This window comes from Ruegeria sp. CDSA033 (assembly GCF_059612305.1).
The window spans coordinates 310,350-325,728 of sequence record NZ_JBXWQI010000002.1 but is presented as its reverse complement, the minus strand read 5'-3'; the positions used below and the strand labels follow the sequence as shown (position 1 = coordinate 325,728).

The window sequence follows — 15,379 nt, the reverse complement described above, 5'->3', positions numbered from 1 at the left end:
TGTGCCCCCAATTTCGTGCCCTCCAATCAAAGCAGCAGCATGAATAAAGGCGCTTCAATCGACGTGATTCAGACAGATTCAAATATTTTTTTCAGGTGTCCGAAACCTCATCTACCACAAGCCTTTGTGGGTGCGAACAGTAAAGACCACGACATCTACAAAGGAGACCATGTCATGTCCGCACAAAATGACTTTATTGATCTTGAGAGCTGCGCGCTTGAAGATCGCCATGAGCCTACCGCTACACGCTTTCGCGTTCGGATCGATGATGAACGCTACAACATCGAAGATCCCAAACCAACTGGTCGCCAACTTCTGGCCCTGGCCGACAAACGCCCAGCCGATGAGTATCTCATCTTCTTGATCCTGCGCGGTGGTGGATTTGAAGAAATCCAGCTTGATGAAACTATCGATCTTAACCGTCGCGGGACCGAGCGGTTTCTGACCTTTGAGAGCTCCGCCTCCTTCCGTCTGGAGATCGACGGTCAGCGAATTGAATGGGGCACAAAGCTGATCACTGGCCTGAAGCTCAAGGAACTCGCCGGCGTTGATCCAGCCACATATGCTCTCTGGCAGGAAGTTCGTGGCGGTGAAGATCTTCCGGTCGACAACGATCAGATCATCGATCTGAGTGATGATGGTCTGGAACGCTTCTTTACGGTCATCGAACAAACAACAGCTGGTGACGCTTTGTCCGGCGGGGTCCTTCCCCGCCGCGACAAATGCTACCTTTCATCAAGTCTGGCATCGTTTGCTGAAATGAATGACCGTGGCCAAACCGGTGTCATTTTGAAAAACTACCCCTTGCCTGCGGGCAAGTTTGACGCAGACAGCGTCGACATATTGATCCTGATGCCGGGCGGGTACCCCGACACGGCACCGGACATGTTTTACTGCAGTCCCTGGTTGAGATTGAAAGCGAACGGCGCATTCCCAAAATGTGCTGACGTTCCTCATGTTTTCGGTGGAACCAATTGGCAGCGCTGGTCGCGTCACAACTCGCAATGGCGTGCTGGCAAGGATGGTATCTGGACGATGATCAAGCGCGTCGAACGTGCGATCGCGGAGGCCGCGTGATGGATTTTGACGTCATCGTACCGCATCGTCTTCTCGACACGATTCAAAGCACAGCCTTTGACGGACAAAGGGAGGCAGGGGCCTGGACACTCTTCAAAGTTGCCCATGTTGATTTTGATCCTGTGACGGGCCGTGCCACGCGCCGCTATATCCTGAACAAGGTCGTGGCCCTCACGCAAACCGATATCGTCTCCTCGTCAGAAAAGCATCTGACGGTCAAGACGGGCTCTTTCGTCAAAGTTCTGGGTCAGGCACAGCGCGATGAGATGGTGCCCGGGTTCTTGCATGGCCATCCAAGTGGATATGCCGCCTTCTCGAACCGGGACGATCAAAACGAAGCTGCGCTCAGCCGCGCGCATCGCAACAAAAGCGGACCTGAGAGTGTATTCATCAGCTTGCTGGCCTTGCCATCAGGTCGGTTGCTTGCGCGTGTTTGGACTGACCCCGATACATCTTATCCCGCAACCGTCACCATCACAGGGCACAGGCTCCACAAGTGCCTCGTTGATGAGGAGAATATCCCGGAGATGCAGGCATTGGACCGCCAAACCCGGGTTTTTGGCCCTGGGTTTAATAGCCAGCTCAAGTCGCTCAGGGTGTTGATTGTCGGTGCTGGTGGTACGGGCTCACCTCTTTCGGTCATGTTGGCCCGCTCCGGTGTTCAGTCGCCGGTCATCCTGGACCCAGATGTGATTGAGGAGACCAACCTTCATCGCCTTTATGGTGCGACGGTTAATGATATCGGATCGCCCAAGGCGACGGTCCTCGCAGCGCATCTCAACGGTTTTGGTCTGGAAACAAATGCTCTTGGCATCCAAGGCAACCTTTTGGACGTTGCGCACCGTGATCTCCTCAAAAGCGCAGACGTGATCTTCTGCTGCACAGACGATCATGCAAGCCGGCTGTTGCTCAATCGCTTTGCCTATTTCTATGAGATCCCCGTTATTGATATCGGGCTCGCCATCGAACGGGGTGAGGTGGATGTCAAAGACATGACCGGTCGGGTCACGCGGTTGGGGCCGGGCAGCCCATGCTTGTTATGCCGCAATATCGTCGATCCACGGCGGGCGAGAGAGGAAGAGCTGCGCACGAAGGATCCCGAGGCTTACGCTCGCCAGGTGAAGGAGGGATACATCCTTGGTGGTGGTGATCCGGAGCCGGCCTTCATCTCTATGACCACATCAGTCGCGACCCTGGCGATGGAAGAACTCCTTCAGTTGATGACCGGTTTCAGAGGCGACGGTGGCGTTGTCACCCAACGATTGCGCCGGTTTCAGGTGCCAGAAGATCGCCGAACTGGCGCCAAAACAGATCCGGATTGCCCGATCTGCAGCGAGACCGATTGCTGGGGTCTTGGCGATATGACTCCGTTTCTTGATCGGGTGTCATAATATGTTGAAAAAGATTTTACGCAGGGCACTGATTGCGTGCCGGTTGGTTGACAAACCAGAGTTTGAAATCCGTCATGTCGACGTACAACCCGCCCTCGCGGACATGGACCCCGCATCTCTGTATGTGGTCGGCCCAAAGCAAAACCCGAAATGGGCCGTTCTGTCCTGTCCTGGAGCCTGTGGGCATGTCATGCGCCTGCCGATGACGAGACAGCACACACCGCGTTGGACCATCACCTATGATTGGATTGGTCGGGCGTCCTTGTCGCCTTCAATCCATCAAAGGAATGCCTGCAAAGCACATTACTGGTTCAAGAAGGGTGACGTGGTCTGGTGCCGCGATAGTGAGTGCGGCGGGTCATCATGTCGCTTCTAGCATGGAGAGCTAACGATGCACGAGCTCAAGACGAGTGTGCGGTTCTAGGAATCAAATCTGCGACCATTATACCATTAGCACTGCTGGTTTGGGCCTGCGTACACGACCTCCGACGCGCGAACAAAGCAAGCGTTCTTGCGTTCTGTCGAAGTGGGGCAATCCAGATCGCCCCATCAACTCAGGATTCGAACGTATTAGACAAGCACACAAGACTGAGCGCCGTATCGGTGCTGGGCAGCACTTTTTCGGTGAGGTCTTTCAGAAGAGGTTGGCAAACCGCCACAACAATTAAGACTTTGTCTCAACTTGTTGGCTTTGCTCATGATTATCTTGCCATTGTTGAGTGCGCTCAAAGTCGGCTTGTGACGCCTCGGACGTGTGTTCGTACTCTTTAAGCGTTTGCTCAAAAGAGCTTGAGAAATCGAACTGCGGGGCCTGTTCTCGATTCTGCATGGTCTCTCCCTGTCAAGATATAGTAGACACAGTTGCATAGGCACACTAGCGTGTCACGCGGTCATTTGCAGGGTATTGTATGGAAAAAGTTGTAGACGCGGAACTAGTAGTTGGTCTCGTGGGTCGTTTGGGCGCGGACATGCCAACGGTGATAAGACGTATCCAGGACACGTTGCACAGCCTTCACTACAAGCACCACCACATCAAACTGACAGACTTTGTGAAAGACCCCAGCTTTAGATTCGAGCTGACCGAAACACCTGTGGAAAAACGCTACCAGTCATATATCAAGTCATGCAATGAGGTTAGAAAGCTCAGTGGAAGAGACGATTTTTTTGTTTCCTATGCTATCGAACGTATTCGTGCGGTGCGACGAAACGAGAATACTGAAGGGAACGCAGCGCTCCCACTCAGGCGGACCGCTTACATAGTCGACCAGATCAAACGCCCTGAAGAAGTGGCTGCGTTGCGTTCGATATATGGACAACAATTTATACTAGTTTCCTGTCACTCCCCAGCAGATCTACTGAAGCAGACTTTGGCGCAGAAAATTGCGGACGGGCATTCAGATTCCCCTAAATCGAACAAATGGCAGGCAGCAGCGATTGAGCTTGTTACTATAGACGACAATGAGTCTTCTGCACCGCAGGGTCAGCGCGTCAGTGATGTGTTTCCTTTAGCAGATGTTGTTGTAGATACTTCCGATAGCGACCAGCTAGAAAAGCTCCTCAAGCGGTTTTTCTTCGCCTTGTTTGGAAACTTTGCAATTTCACCGACGAAGGCTGAGTTCTTCCTCAACCTAGCATATCAGGCATCTCTCACTTCCTGTGATACAGCACGTCAAGTTGGCGCTGCCATTGCAAGAGACAGTGACGTAATTTCAACAGGGTACAATGAGGCACCTAAACCGCATGGTGGCACCTATTGGCCGGAGGATGGCGAAGACGGCCGCGATGTGGCTCTAGGAAAAGATCCTAACACTATACGCAAACGTCAGATGTTGGTGGATGTCGTGCAGAGACTGGCAAGATCTGGAGAACTTAAACGAAACTTTGAAGACGACACCGCAATAGCCGAAGCTTTCATAGACAAGAAGGACTCACCGCTTGAGAAGGCGCAGATTTTAGACACGCTTGAATACGGTCGCGCTGTTCATGCAGAGATGGCTGCAATCTCTACAGCAGCCCGTCTGGGGCTTAGTTTGGCTGGATCCAGCTTGTTTTGTACTACCTTCCCTTGCCACAATTGCGCCAAGCATATCGTAGCGACTGGTGTTAAGGAGGTGTCTTATCTGGAGCCCTTTGCAAAGAGTTTTGCAGATGACCTGTACCCAGACTCCATCGAAATCGATCGAAAGAAGCCAGACTCTGACAAAGTGGTTTTCAAGCAGTTCGTCGGCATCACTCCACAAAGATTCAAGAACCTATTTTCTAAGTCCAAGCTGAAAAACAAATCAGGTCACGTAAGATCGTGGGATGCACATAAAGCTCAGCCCATAATTGAAAAATTAGACCAAGGTCACACATCGCGGGAAGCTTTGTTTCAAAAGTCTATTGAAAAAACAGTCCGGCCAGAAGGAAGACATTTGCTTGGTGGGCACGACTGAACAGAACGTCCATACTGTAGCCATGAGAAATTTGATCTGATTTGCGAAATTTGAACGCCCGCTATTACATAGCGGTGGCGAGGCATTCCTAGTATCACGCAGCGCCCGGAATGGGCCGACCCGTAGGGACAACACTTTCGCTTTTTCTTGCCTAACTGCGAGACCACTTTGAGCCCCAGGCACCGACAGTGGATCAGTTATTCTACGAGGGCTAGGTTTTTTGCTCGCCATTCCGCCACAATCGGAATGTGGAGCCCGGTGGGGTTGAGGCAGAGGCGTGTCGGTGTGCGTCCGCTGTGGACTCGCCTTCAAGAAGCAATTTGATGAGGTAGGTCTGCACAAACTGCGCGGAAACACCTCCGTGCACTGCATTGAATGGTGCCACCAAGCTTTTGCAAATCGAACTTGCCGAGAACGGTCTAGCGAATCCATTGCGTCCCAAATAGCAGCACAGAAATGCAAAATCCCAAGGTTTGGATTCGTGCTGCTCAAATATTTCTATAAGCCGCGTGACTGGGATGTTGCCGGTGGCTCCACTAAGGGCGGCATCCTTCGAGCCGTGACCCAGAATAACTATATGCTCATAGGCATCCAACTGATGCGTGTCGCAAATTAGGGCTAGCTCTGTCTCGGTTCTGATCTTCAGAAAACGGACATAGGTGTCATCTCCAAACAGGAGACGACAGTATTGCAGGATCGTCTTCGCCAGCGGGTCAAGGAGTGTCCCTTCAGAGTGGAAATCTCCAAACGCCAGAATTGCCACACCAACTCGATGGTGCATGAACTTGCTGGACACAAATTCACTGGGATCTCCATTTGGCAAACGAACGCTCCGCTTGCGGTCCTGCCTGTCGACTACCTCTGCATGGTAGAACGCCTTTGTTTGATCGCTAACCGCTTCCAAGCGGTTTCGGCAAACGTAAACCCAGTCTCCGACGTGAATATTTGTCGCCATAAGCTTCTCCTTGGAAAACAGTGAGTGGAGGTCGCACTATCTGTAATTGTAGACTTTGCGTTGGCGGAAAGGCACCAGGTCTTCCGTAAACGAATGAGAAGTTTCACTCCGCATCGCGATCAACTTTTTCTTAGGCCGATGCATCCGTCAGCGAACGGCCGGTTTGGGGAAATCTGCAATGCAGAAAGGCACCACCTACGAATGGCCGGTATGGGCCGACCCAGCACTCGAATTAAGCCGACAGATACACCAAAGCGCATGTTGCGCTCTTCACGTATAGTCGTCGATGCTGTCCTCTAAACTCTCGCCGGTCAGCTCGCAGAAGGTCTTTAGAGCACCTTGTAGCGTGAAATATTGATGTTCGCTGCGGTGAACGAATAGCCCGCCGCGGATCGTGATCATGGCAACAGCCCAGTCCTTGATCGCGTCAGCTTCCGCAGCACGGGTAAGAACGATCAGCCCATCTTCGATGAGCGCGCACTGAACGACCAAGCTCTGGTAAATGTCGTTCCGGGCGAAAACCTGTCCGAACCGGAGGTTCTGGGCGTATCGCTCCAAACCATCTTCTGACACCGCCTCTGGGCATCCTGGAAACTCGGTCGGAACCCTCCACTTCACTTGGATCGCTGAAGGCGTCAGGCTTTCGTACTCTTCTGGCTCCGGCTCAAAGTCGGCTCGCTCACGGGTGCCGTAGAGCCACTCGCCGATTGCACCGCCGCTCGGAACCGATCCACTCTTCGCCCATGCCTCGAAGCGGGACTTGGTTCTGGCACTCTCTTCCTTGGTCACGGTCCGCATCCATGAGACGTCGGGAAAGGATGTCTCGTTTATGGGCTTGGACGGATCTTCGAGAAACGCTTCTATCGACCCATAAGCCAGCTCAATGCGGCGGGCGGTGGTTTCGTTCAGGAGTGCGTTTTCCAGCCTAGTGAGCCAGCGCAGGTTCTCGGGCCTGTTATTCGCCCGATTGGTGTCGATGTGATCGACGACATGCTGATCGGTGGGAGGGGGACCGTTAAACGCGCTGCAAACGATGCGATGGATCGGCACACCGGCCAGAAGATGGTAGCCGGTCGTGAGGTTCTGGCGCCCGAAGGTCCATGCCTTGTCGAGCGGACGAGCGCGTTTCCGGAACTCGTTTAGTCGATAGACCGCGCCATTGTCACGGACGCGATATCGCTCGCCGCGATACTCGACCTCGACTTCGGCTTCGTAGATTTCCAAAAGTTGGTCATGCTCGCCCACAGGCGTTTTCGAGGATGGCATCTTGCTCTCCGGTGCAAGGTTTTCTCGGCCTTCCCCGGAATGGTCCGGTGCCGGTTATTGTTGGCAGACGTGAAATAGTACGTCGAGCGCTGCCTTATGCTCTCGACGCATTCTGAGACTGTCGAACGTGTGAGGCTAAAGTCAAGAAAAACGATGAACAGCGCGCCCGAGCTATGCTCGTTAGTCGGCAGGAACTTCATTGACGATATTGCGAGTTACAACCGCGGAAGCTGGGCCGGTTGGTGAATGTCACCTTTAGGGCCACTTGCCCCAACGATAAAGTTACCGATTTCGCCTTGCGCTTCGGACAGCAAAGTCCGACATCGACAAGAGATAAGAGGAGTCGTTCAAGTGCCCAAGGCTGTTCTGTATCGCATGGACCTACCGAACTATACATGTGGTTATGGGACGGCAGCCCGCGATCTACTGCGGCAACAGAACTTTGAGATCGAAGAACACATCTTGCGGACACGGCGGGAAACCGATGCGTTCAAAGACAAACACCACGTTGCTACAACTCCTCTCATCTTCATTGATGGGGTAAAGGTCGGTGGCTTCACCGATCTGAAGAAACATCTCAAAGCTAAAAAGCCGAAATCTAAGAGCTTCTGGAAACGTTGATCTGATATGATCAATGCCCGCAAAGCACCGTAGTCTACCCGGCGATCATCGGTCCTCAGTCGACCTGTTGATACGCTCAAACTCCTCAGGTGGTAGGAGTACATGTCGCTGACCATCCTCTCTCACGATGAAAACCGGCTCTCGCTCCGCGACCCTCAAGATCGCTTCCAGGTTTGCCTGAAGTTGCGTGATCGTGATGTCATCCTTACTACTATGCCAGAATTGAGCGACCGCATCGCAAATGACGTCCTTGGCGTAGTCCTCCACTGACACCTCTGAGCGGCGCGCCAAGGACTGCAGTTCGGCGAAAACTACGTCTGGAATGTCGGGAAGTTCGAGATCTGCCATATCACGTCCCTCGCATCACACAGGTTTTTGCACGTCTATGCGATGCCAAAGCGATGCCGTTCGGAATTTGGCAAACGGCGACCGGTTGTCGGATCGAACAACTTCCCGGTTTCGGTATACATAGTTCTAGCTTGTTCGTTGATTTCTTCGACGCTTCCAGGGAGCGGGTTTGACCCGTCTTCCTTGCGTAACTTTGCGGGCTCTCCACGCACCGGTACCTCAAACAGAGTTCCATCTCTGCGGATCGCCCAACCAAAAAATGAAAGCTGCGCATTCAGTCTGGAAAGCGCGAGGTGGCGTCTGAACTTTGAACCGAGACCGGCGCCGGGCATGCTGTTGATTGCGGTTAGGCGGGATTTGGCAATCCTGCGCATCTCCGCAAATTGTTCTGAGTCGGCTTCGATCTTACCGTCAGGGTACGCATCAAACATGTGAACATCCTCAGAATAAAACCTTCCTCACAAAATGATACGATAGGTCCGTAGACGATTAAACATCTTTCTTGCCGTTTGAGAGGATGAGAAATCGGTTCACAGCAGTTGATTTCGGGAACAACCTGAGATCAGCCCGCAAGGCGCAAGGCTACTCGCAGGAGAGCTTTGCACATGCAGTGGATCTGGACCGTACATATATTGGTGGAATTGAGCGCGGGGAGAGAAATCCCGGTCTCAAAACCGTCATCAGAATAGCCGACGCTCTGAATCTTGATGTCGCGGACCTCTTCCGGCTGAAGGATTAAGCCGCGCCTTCCCGGAACCGACATATCTACACCGGCTTCCAAGCGTAAATCTGCTGCTACTATAATCCTCTTTCTCGGCACGTCTCGTGGTCTCGGAAGCAGCGCAGCGAGGCAGTCCCTTGTGATGGTTGTTGACGCTCACAACGCTTCGAGGGCGCGACCGCCGCAAGACATTTCCCTCCCCCAGAAACGTCCGTTTCACCCACTAAGTTAACTGTAGAATTGATCATTAACTCTTGGGGGTAGCAATGTAAGTTAATAATCAAAACTAACCTTGAAAATCATGTATTTACGGGGTGTTTGGGGCCGGATTGGCTCTTGATTGTCCGACGGAGATGCCCCTAGAATCGGGGGGGTGTTGGAACGTTCGTTTCAGCACCCGCGTAAACGCCAGTCCCGGACGGAGGCCACGAGCCATGGATGCCAACAAAATGCGCCAGCAGATTGTGAAACTGCATCTCGGGATGGCTCAGACCACAATCACCGAGCTTGCCGAAAGCATCGGGTATAGTCGTTCGGCGGTGTCGAACGTGCTTGCCGGGCGCAGGCGGTCGGCGGAGATCGAGGCAGCCGTAGCTGAGCGTACAGGTTTTCGTGTCGAAGACCTCTGGTCGGCGGCAGGCTCTGGAAAGAAGGGGAGGTGAATTGATGATCTAGAAAACAGAAAAGCCCCGAGAGCGGACTCTCAAGGGCCTTCACGTCGATTGGTACCCGACAAGCAGAAGGTCTCTCGAATCCCCTCAAAAGTCAAGTCTGGCGGCCGGGTCTTTTGACCCGATGGGTCGTACTCGGCCGCTTTCCACAATCCGACAAGAGGAAATTGTGTGGTTCACTCTGATCATATTGGTCAGGGAATGATCCCGCACAACATCAGAACACATGGAAAAAGAATTCTTCAAAGTCCCGCTGGACAGCCGTTCAACTTGTAATCTGTCTGAGCGTTCGCGCTGCCGTACATATGTCGAAACAGGCGGGTTCCGCCCGTATGGGGGTGACAGCCAGAAAGTCGTATTTGACAGTCTGGGTGAATTTGACACCTTCACTACGACATCAGCGCTCTATCCTGTGGCGGACATGGTCGAGCAGCCGCCTGCCATCGCGTATGTCGATGCCGATGGTCGTAAGCGTAGCAAAAGAGTGGATCAACTTTATACCCTGACTGACGGGAGCAGGTTTGCCGTCGAAGTCAAGCCAGCAGAACGTGCCAGGGCTCAGGACCTTGAGGTGCAGCTGAGCTATGTGGCGGCCGCAATGCCGGATGACTTCGCTGATAATCTGATCTTGATCACTGAGGAGAGTTACGACCAGTGGGAGGCCCTGAATGCGCGGCGCCTGTTTGCATATCGGCGTGAGGATGATCCGGAAGCAGCTGCGATAATTGCAGGGCTTGCCGCCGAGATCGATCTGCCGGTCACGATCCGGGAGCTGATTTTAAGAGCCGATATTGGCGGCAGGGCCTGGCCGGAAATCTTCAAAGCGATCTATGCCGGTGTCCTGCGTCCAATACAGGACGGGGTTATCGACCTGGACATGCTGGTCGAGGGAGGCGTGCAATGACTGACATCATTCGTCTCGAGCCCTATTCGCAGGTTCAGCAAGGTGGCATCCCGGGTCTTCTCGTGGAGCAAGGGCCGTTAGGTGTCATCATCAGTCGTTGGAGTGAAGGAGAAATTGTCTTTGATGAGCTAACCTATGATGAGATCAACAAAGGTCTGAAGACCGGTCATATCACCATTCGTGATGGCTATCACAGTGAAGAGGCCGTCCTGCAGCGCGTGCAGTTTGCCGATCAGATTGTCACCCATCTGCCTGCAAAACAGCGCTCAACGGTCTTCTTCCGCCAGGCCTGGTGTGATCTCTTTCTGGATGCTGAAGCACGCGGAGAGATTGGCCGCTACTGGAAAGATGTGGAGATCTGGATTCGGAGTGTGGCGCCGGAAATCACGGTGCAGATTCCACAGCCTGATAAGGATGCCGGGAAGCGCAAATATGGAGGAAAGAAGCGGTCAAGCAACGAGATTGACCCGCCAGGTTCTTCGGCCTTGCTGCGTTGGGTGCGTGCCTATCAAGCCGGAAACCGCTCTATTCTCACGCTCATTGATAAACGCTATCTGGCGGGGCGGACGAAGGTCAAATTTGGTCCGGAGAGCGCTGCCCTGCTTCGCAAATGCGCGGATCGATATGCAAGTTTCAAGCGCCCGTCGAAGAAGAGTGTCATTCGCCAGACCAAACGGGCCTTCCGACTGGCGAATGCGTATCGAGTCGATCGCGGCCTGCCGCCTTTGGCCATTCCCGCAGAAAGTACAATCTACAGGGAGATATGTCGTCTTGAGCCCTATCATGTGATGTGCCAGCGCCAGGGGCTGGAAGCGGCCAACCGACATTTTGCAATCATCGGCGAGGGTCTGAACGTCCTGCGTCCCGGAGAGCGGCTGGAAATTGATGAGTGGAAGGTCGATCTGATCACCTTCTTCGCCGAGGCCGGTGTCTTCGGTCATCTGACCGAGGAGCAGATCAAAGCGCTGCCGAAAGGGCGGCGCTGGATTTATGTAGTGATTGATGTGCGAACGCGGCTGATCCTTTCGGTGAAGGTCTGCGCGTCGCCAAACACTGAAGATGCGATTGCAGCACTGGACTTGGCAACCCGGGATAAGGGGGATCTGGCCCGTCTCTTTGGCTGCGCGCTTCCAGACTGGCCGGGTACCGGTTTTGAAACTGTTGCTTCGGATCAGGGCGCGGCCTTTGCGAACTTTGACTTCCGGGGCGCGGTAACCGACCTACGGGGAACGGTTATGTTCCCGCCAGCGGGCGTGCCCAAGCTTCGCGGACATATCGAGCGCTGCTTCAGGACCTTCGGTGTAGAGTTGATGGAATGTCTGAGTGCGCGCACCTATTCGAACATCGTCGAAAAAGGTGACTTCATACCTGAAGACTATGCTGCACTTGCTGATGACGAGTTGACCCGGATCCTGGTTCGCTTTGTTGTCGATGTTTACAACAACAAGCCGCACGGAGGCATCGGAGGTCAGACACCGCTGAATTGCTGGCGGGAGTTGTGTTCAACCGTTGGCAAGCCCCGCCCTCCGAGCCGGGTTGAGCGCCTCGGCGCCTTCGGTCGGAAATATACCCGGAGCATTTCCGGGCGCGGGGTTCGGTTTGCGGGCATCTTCTACACCTGTGAGATGGTCCGGCACCATTTCCTGTCCAATCCCGATCTCGAGGTTGAGATCCGGGTGGATCATCAGGACCTTGGTCTGATTGAGGTCAAACTCGATGGTGTCTGGGTTGTCGCCCGCCCCCTGGCAAAAGGGTTTGATGGTCTGTCGCTGGATCTGTGGACCGAGGCCTGCAGCAATCTGCGCCGCCGTTTTGAGGCGGAGGCAGAACTGACGCAAGATATCATTGATCAGGCATTCGCAGACTTCTCGGAGGAGGATCGCGCTGCCTCTCAACGGCTCGGGCTCTCAGCGCTTGCTCCGACAAAAGCCGATGTTGAGCGCAATCGGGAGCATCTCTGGCTTGGACTGGAGGTCGTGGCGGGCATTACCCCCTCGGTTTCCAGGAAAAAACGAGGTCTCCTTGATGGTGTGATTGCCAGGGCGGAGGTGGCGCCACGACAGCTGCCGGAGAACACTCCCGGGGAGGACGACGCGGAGAAGACCATGCCGGTCTCGCGTCCGCGCTGGCGCATGGAGGACGGGCAATGACGCATTTGTCCCGTGAGGAGGTCAGCCACATCGTGGCTGACCTTGAACACCGCTTTATCGCCCATGATCCTTACCTGGAACTCCGGGATCAGATCGATGATATTCTCTACCGACGCAAAGCGCATACAGCTGCTGGCAGGGTGACGGCGCAGCGCGGCATTGTTGTCATTGGCAATGCTGGTGCCGGTAAGAGTTTTGGCATCGAGCACCTTCTGCAGAAGCATCCGCATGTGGCTTATGGAAAGCCATATCTACAGGCGTTGACTGTGCGTCTGGCGTCAGAAGCTACGATCAAAGGTGTTGGTCTCGATACGCTCAAAGGATATGGATATGAGAGCAAAGGATCGCGAACAGGGCATTCGATCTGGCGGCAGGTGATGCATCAGGCGCGCTCCCATAAAACGCTGTTCTTACACTTTGACGAGGCGCAGCATATCCTTCGGACCAAGTCGAAGTCTGAATTTGACCAGGTGATGCTGGTCTGGAAATCGTGCCTGGAATACGCTGAGTGGCCGGTCAGCCTAATCCTCAGTGGCACCTGCGAACTGCTGGATCTGATCAACCGGGATGAACAGCTCAGCCGAAGGTTTGAGCCCGTGCATTTTGCGCCCATGAGCTATGCCGCCCATGGGCATGAGGTGATCGGCGTGCTGGGTGCCTATCTCGATGCGGCAAAACTGTCGCGCGGCAAGACGCTTGAGACATCGGCATTCGCGCGACGACTGCTACATGCGGCCCGCTACGAGTTCGGGTCGAAAATTGGGCTGATCATATCGGCTATCAAATTGGCATTGCGCAATGGGAACCAAACCCTTGAACAAAGTCACTTCGCGGGGGCCTATCGGAAACAGAAGCGCTGCGTTGATGCATTGAACCCATTCATTGCTGAGAATTTCCGCTCCATTAAGACGGGCCAGCTTCTCAGCGGTGCAGAGCTGGAGATAGCGCCAGCAATCAAGAGGGGGGCTGCATAATGCAAGTGTTGCCGATCCTTGTTCCTTTGATGCCGGGGGAGACCCCGGCATCATTCGCATCCCGGCTTGCCTGGGCGAATGGTCTTTCCTTTGCCTCGGAGTTCTGCACCGATCAGGGCTTTACGCTTCAGGCTATCGCAGACGGCGATGAACGGGCCCTTTCGATCCTTGCCCGTCTCGGCGGAGTGGAACTTGCTCAACTGATGCGTGGTGTTGTTTGCAAAGTGTCTACCGGGCAGTACCGGCTGGCCGGGCAGCTTATCGAGAAACGCTGGATCACGCGCAGGCGTCTGCGGTTCTGTCCGGAGTGTGTCGCGGACGACATCAGCGCAGACACTGGCGGTGGCGCGGCCCAGAAATGCGCCTGGCATGTGCCCTCGATCGGGACATGCCTTCACCACCAGGTCAGGTTGTATGACGACGACAGCTATTCGCACAGCCGTGGTCCCCATGATTTTGCCGGGCGAATCCGCGATCTCAATCTGGGCACAGATCAGTTGAGAGAGCTGGTTGCAGCTCAGGTCTCAACAGGTCTGGAAGACTATCTCACCCGCCGGTTGGCGGGTGAACAACAGGGCACATGGCTCGATAATATCGGGTTCGGCGCGGTTGCACTTGGCGCTGAGATCTTCGGAGTTGTTGATCTGTTTGGTATCGATGCAAAGCTGAAGCATTTATCCGATAATGAGAAGCGTCGTGCAGGTGCGCGGGGTTTTGAGTTCCTGTCCGAAGGCGAGAAAGGGCTGTTTCGCCTGCTGAGGCGTCTGCATCGTGAGGCCGGTTCTCCCATATCACTTTCGCGTAGAAACTACGGCTGCCTGTTCAGCTGGCTTGAGCAGTCTCATGCAGAGCAATACGAGCCGTTGCGAGATCTTGTCAGAAAGTTCTTCGTCGAAACTTATCCCATTGGAAAAGGCGAGCTGGTGCTTGGCAAACCCTGTGCAACCCGTCGTGTCCACAGTGTTGAAACCTTGCGGCGGGATCTGGGGTTGGGGCGTCGTCAGACAATTGAACTGCTTGGTGCAAACGGGTTTCTAAGACCGGATCCTCAGGCAGGTAATTCTGCGAAAGGTGTTGTGCGCGATGCACAGGCATTGGCGCCGCTGGTCAAAAGCTTTACCAGGGCGATCTGTCAGGTAGCGGCTCAGAAAAAGATCAATGCTCCCAGGGCGCAGTTTGGTGCTCTGGTTGCAGGCGGGATCATCAGACCCATCGCGGGCTCCCCTGTCGGGCGACCATACTACGATGAAGGGCAACTCGATGCGTTTCTCGCCAGTATCGCCCCATGCGCAACGGTGGCAAAAGCGGATGGGCTCGTCGGTATTCAGTCCGTCTGTCGTAAAGCTGTTGCTGGTGCAGTCGATGTGGTGCGACTGATCCAGAATGGCGAACTGAAGACTGTTGTCAGGGATATCGAACAAGACGGGTATTTGTCTGTGCTTCTGGACCCGGCAGAGGTCGCTGAGGCATTGCGTTTGATCAGACCGGACGGATACCTGCGATCAACTCTGGCGGAGTTCTTTGGGATCAATGCATCTGCGGTCCGATATCTGGTGGACAAAAGATATCTGGAGCTGGTTCGGGCGCGTCACCCGATTTCCCGAAAGTCGGTCCAGGTAGTGCCCTATGGCGCCGTCGATCAATTTCTCCAACGGTATATTCCCGGAAAGCACTATGCTGAGTTTCGTGGGGGCAGCACCCGGAAAGTCAGCGACCAGCTCATAAAGGAGCGGGTTCCGTTTATCCAAATGCCGGAAGAGTGTAGTGGGCGCATATTCAGGCGGAGTGAGGTGACCTCCGGCGTAGAAGAGCTGGCCAATCGCCTGCCGTTCTCGCATGATGAAATTGCCTGGCCGGAGTTGTGAA

The 15,379-nt window shown here is 54.3% G+C and carries 15 protein-coding genes; 11 read left to right on the top strand and 4 right to left on the bottom strand.

Features of this window, described 5'->3' with window-relative positions; all coding sequences use genetic code 11:
• Positions 1-39 precede the first annotated feature (39 nt).
• From AC2FLA_RS04900 to AC2FLA_RS04885, 4 genes are all read left to right on the top strand, one after another.
• Complete coding sequence (locus tag AC2FLA_RS04900) at positions 40-1,077, top strand: multiubiquitin domain-containing protein (RefSeq protein ID WP_496720916.1); 1,038 nt, start codon at positions 40-42, stop codon at positions 1,075-1,077.
• A complete protein-coding gene (locus AC2FLA_RS04895; RefSeq protein ID WP_496720914.1) occupies positions 1,077-2,468 on the top strand; it encodes a HesA/MoeB/ThiF family protein in 1,392 nt (463 codons plus the stop codon). Before AC2FLA_RS04900 ends, AC2FLA_RS04895 begins: the two co-directional genes overlap by 1 nt.
• A gap of 1 nt (position 2,469) precedes the next feature.
• The gene (locus AC2FLA_RS04890) at positions 2,470-2,844 is read left to right on the top strand and encodes a ubiquitination-like system serine protease family protein (RefSeq protein WP_496720912.1); all 375 of its coding nucleotides are present in this window, start codon (positions 2,470-2,472) and stop codon (positions 2,842-2,844) included.
• A 532-nt stretch (positions 2,845-3,376) separates the two neighbouring features.
• A complete protein-coding gene (locus tag AC2FLA_RS04885; RefSeq protein WP_496720910.1) occupies positions 3,377-4,903 on the top strand; it encodes an anti-phage dCTP deaminase in 1,527 nt (508 codons plus the stop codon).
• Between the two features lie 211 nt (positions 4,904-5,114).
• Here AC2FLA_RS04885 and AC2FLA_RS04880 read toward each other — a convergent pair whose 3' ends face one another.
• Entirely contained in the window at positions 5,115-5,858 is a 744-nt protein-coding gene (locus tag AC2FLA_RS04880; RefSeq protein ID WP_496720908.1) for a hypothetical protein, read from the bottom strand.
• A gap of 270 nt (positions 5,859-6,128) precedes the next feature.
• Entirely contained in the window at positions 6,129-7,124 is a 996-nt protein-coding gene (locus tag AC2FLA_RS04875; protein WP_496720906.1) for an HNH endonuclease signature motif containing protein, read from the bottom strand.
• A 351-nt stretch (positions 7,125-7,475) separates the two neighbouring features.
• Here AC2FLA_RS04875 and AC2FLA_RS04870 point away from each other — a divergent pair, with 351 nt between their 5' ends.
• Positions 7,476-7,745 (top strand): glutaredoxin family protein, encoded by a 270-nt coding sequence (locus tag AC2FLA_RS04870; RefSeq protein ID WP_496720904.1) that lies wholly within the window; start codon positions 7,476-7,478, stop codon positions 7,743-7,745.
• Between the two features lie 45 nt (positions 7,746-7,790).
• Here AC2FLA_RS04870 and AC2FLA_RS04865 read toward each other — a convergent pair whose 3' ends face one another.
• Positions 7,791-8,093, bottom strand: a complete 303-nt coding sequence (locus AC2FLA_RS04865; protein WP_496720902.1) for a hypothetical protein — start codon at positions 8,091-8,093, stop codon at positions 7,791-7,793.
• A 35-nt stretch (positions 8,094-8,128) separates the two neighbouring features.
• The gene (locus AC2FLA_RS04860) at positions 8,129-8,524 is read right to left on the bottom strand and encodes a hypothetical protein (protein WP_496720900.1); all 396 of its coding nucleotides are present in this window, start codon (positions 8,522-8,524) and stop codon (positions 8,129-8,131) included.
• A gap of 86 nt (positions 8,525-8,610) precedes the next feature.
• Between AC2FLA_RS04860 and AC2FLA_RS04855 the strand changes: the two genes are divergently transcribed.
• The 6 genes from AC2FLA_RS04855 (at position 8,611) to AC2FLA_RS04830 (ending at position 15,378) form a co-directional block, all read left to right on the top strand.
• The gene (locus AC2FLA_RS04855; RefSeq protein WP_496720898.1) at positions 8,611-8,832 is read left to right on the top strand and encodes a helix-turn-helix transcriptional regulator; all 222 of its coding nucleotides are present in this window, start codon (positions 8,611-8,613) and stop codon (positions 8,830-8,832) included.
• Between the two features lie 416 nt (positions 8,833-9,248).
• A complete protein-coding gene (locus AC2FLA_RS04850; RefSeq protein ID WP_496720896.1) occupies positions 9,249-9,476 on the top strand; it encodes a hypothetical protein in 228 nt (75 codons plus the stop codon).
• A gap of 235 nt (positions 9,477-9,711) precedes the next feature.
• Entirely contained in the window at positions 9,712-10,389 is a 678-nt protein-coding gene (locus AC2FLA_RS04845) for a hypothetical protein (protein ID WP_496720895.1), read from the top strand.
• Complete coding sequence (locus tag AC2FLA_RS04840) at positions 10,386-12,539, top strand: TnsB C-terminal domain-containing protein (RefSeq protein ID WP_496720893.1); 2,154 nt, start codon at positions 10,386-10,388, stop codon at positions 12,537-12,539. The genes AC2FLA_RS04845 and AC2FLA_RS04840 overlap by 4 nt, the downstream gene beginning before the upstream one ends.
• Positions 12,536-13,513 (top strand): TniB family NTP-binding protein, encoded by a 978-nt coding sequence (locus tag AC2FLA_RS04835; protein ID WP_496720891.1) that lies wholly within the window; start codon positions 12,536-12,538, stop codon positions 13,511-13,513. The genes AC2FLA_RS04840 and AC2FLA_RS04835 overlap by 4 nt, the downstream gene beginning before the upstream one ends.
• The gene (locus tag AC2FLA_RS04830; protein ID WP_074738228.1) at positions 13,513-15,378 is read left to right on the top strand and encodes a TniQ family protein; all 1,866 of its coding nucleotides are present in this window, start codon (positions 13,513-13,515) and stop codon (positions 15,376-15,378) included. The genes AC2FLA_RS04835 and AC2FLA_RS04830 overlap by 1 nt, the downstream gene beginning before the upstream one ends.
• Position 15,379 lies beyond the last annotated feature (1 nt).

Coding starts and splice junctions, on each gene's coding strand:
- AC2FLA_RS04900 (WP_496720916.1), top strand. CDS start 40: ATGAATAAAGGCGCTTCAATCGACGTGATTCAGACAGATTCAAATATT.
- AC2FLA_RS04895 (WP_496720914.1), top strand. CDS start 1,077: ATGGATTTTGACGTCATCGTACCGCATCGTCTTCTCGACACGATTCAA.
- AC2FLA_RS04890 (WP_496720912.1), top strand. CDS start 2,470: ATGTTGAAAAAGATTTTACGCAGGGCACTGATTGCGTGCCGGTTGGTT.
- AC2FLA_RS04885 (WP_496720910.1), top strand. CDS start 3,377: ATGGAAAAAGTTGTAGACGCGGAACTAGTAGTTGGTCTCGTGGGTCGT.
- AC2FLA_RS04880 (WP_496720908.1), bottom strand. CDS start 5,858: ATGGCGACAAATATTCACGTCGGAGACTGGGTTTACGTTTGCCGAAAC.
- AC2FLA_RS04875 (WP_496720906.1), bottom strand. CDS start 7,124: ATGCCATCCTCGAAAACGCCTGTGGGCGAGCATGACCAACTTTTGGAA.
- AC2FLA_RS04865 (WP_496720902.1), bottom strand. CDS start 8,093: ATGGCAGATCTCGAACTTCCCGACATTCCAGACGTAGTTTTCGCCGAA.
- AC2FLA_RS04860 (WP_496720900.1), bottom strand. CDS start 8,524: ATGTTTGATGCGTACCCTGACGGTAAGATCGAAGCCGACTCAGAACAA.
- AC2FLA_RS04855 (WP_496720898.1), top strand. CDS start 8,611: ATGAGAAATCGGTTCACAGCAGTTGATTTCGGGAACAACCTGAGATCA.
- AC2FLA_RS04850 (WP_496720896.1), top strand. CDS start 9,249: ATGGATGCCAACAAAATGCGCCAGCAGATTGTGAAACTGCATCTCGGG.
- AC2FLA_RS04845 (WP_496720895.1), top strand. CDS start 9,712: ATGGAAAAAGAATTCTTCAAAGTCCCGCTGGACAGCCGTTCAACTTGT.
- AC2FLA_RS04840 (WP_496720893.1), top strand. CDS start 10,386: ATGACTGACATCATTCGTCTCGAGCCCTATTCGCAGGTTCAGCAAGGT.
- AC2FLA_RS04835 (WP_496720891.1), top strand. CDS start 12,536: ATGACGCATTTGTCCCGTGAGGAGGTCAGCCACATCGTGGCTGACCTT.
- AC2FLA_RS04830 (WP_074738228.1), top strand. CDS start 13,513: ATGCAAGTGTTGCCGATCCTTGTTCCTTTGATGCCGGGGGAGACCCCG.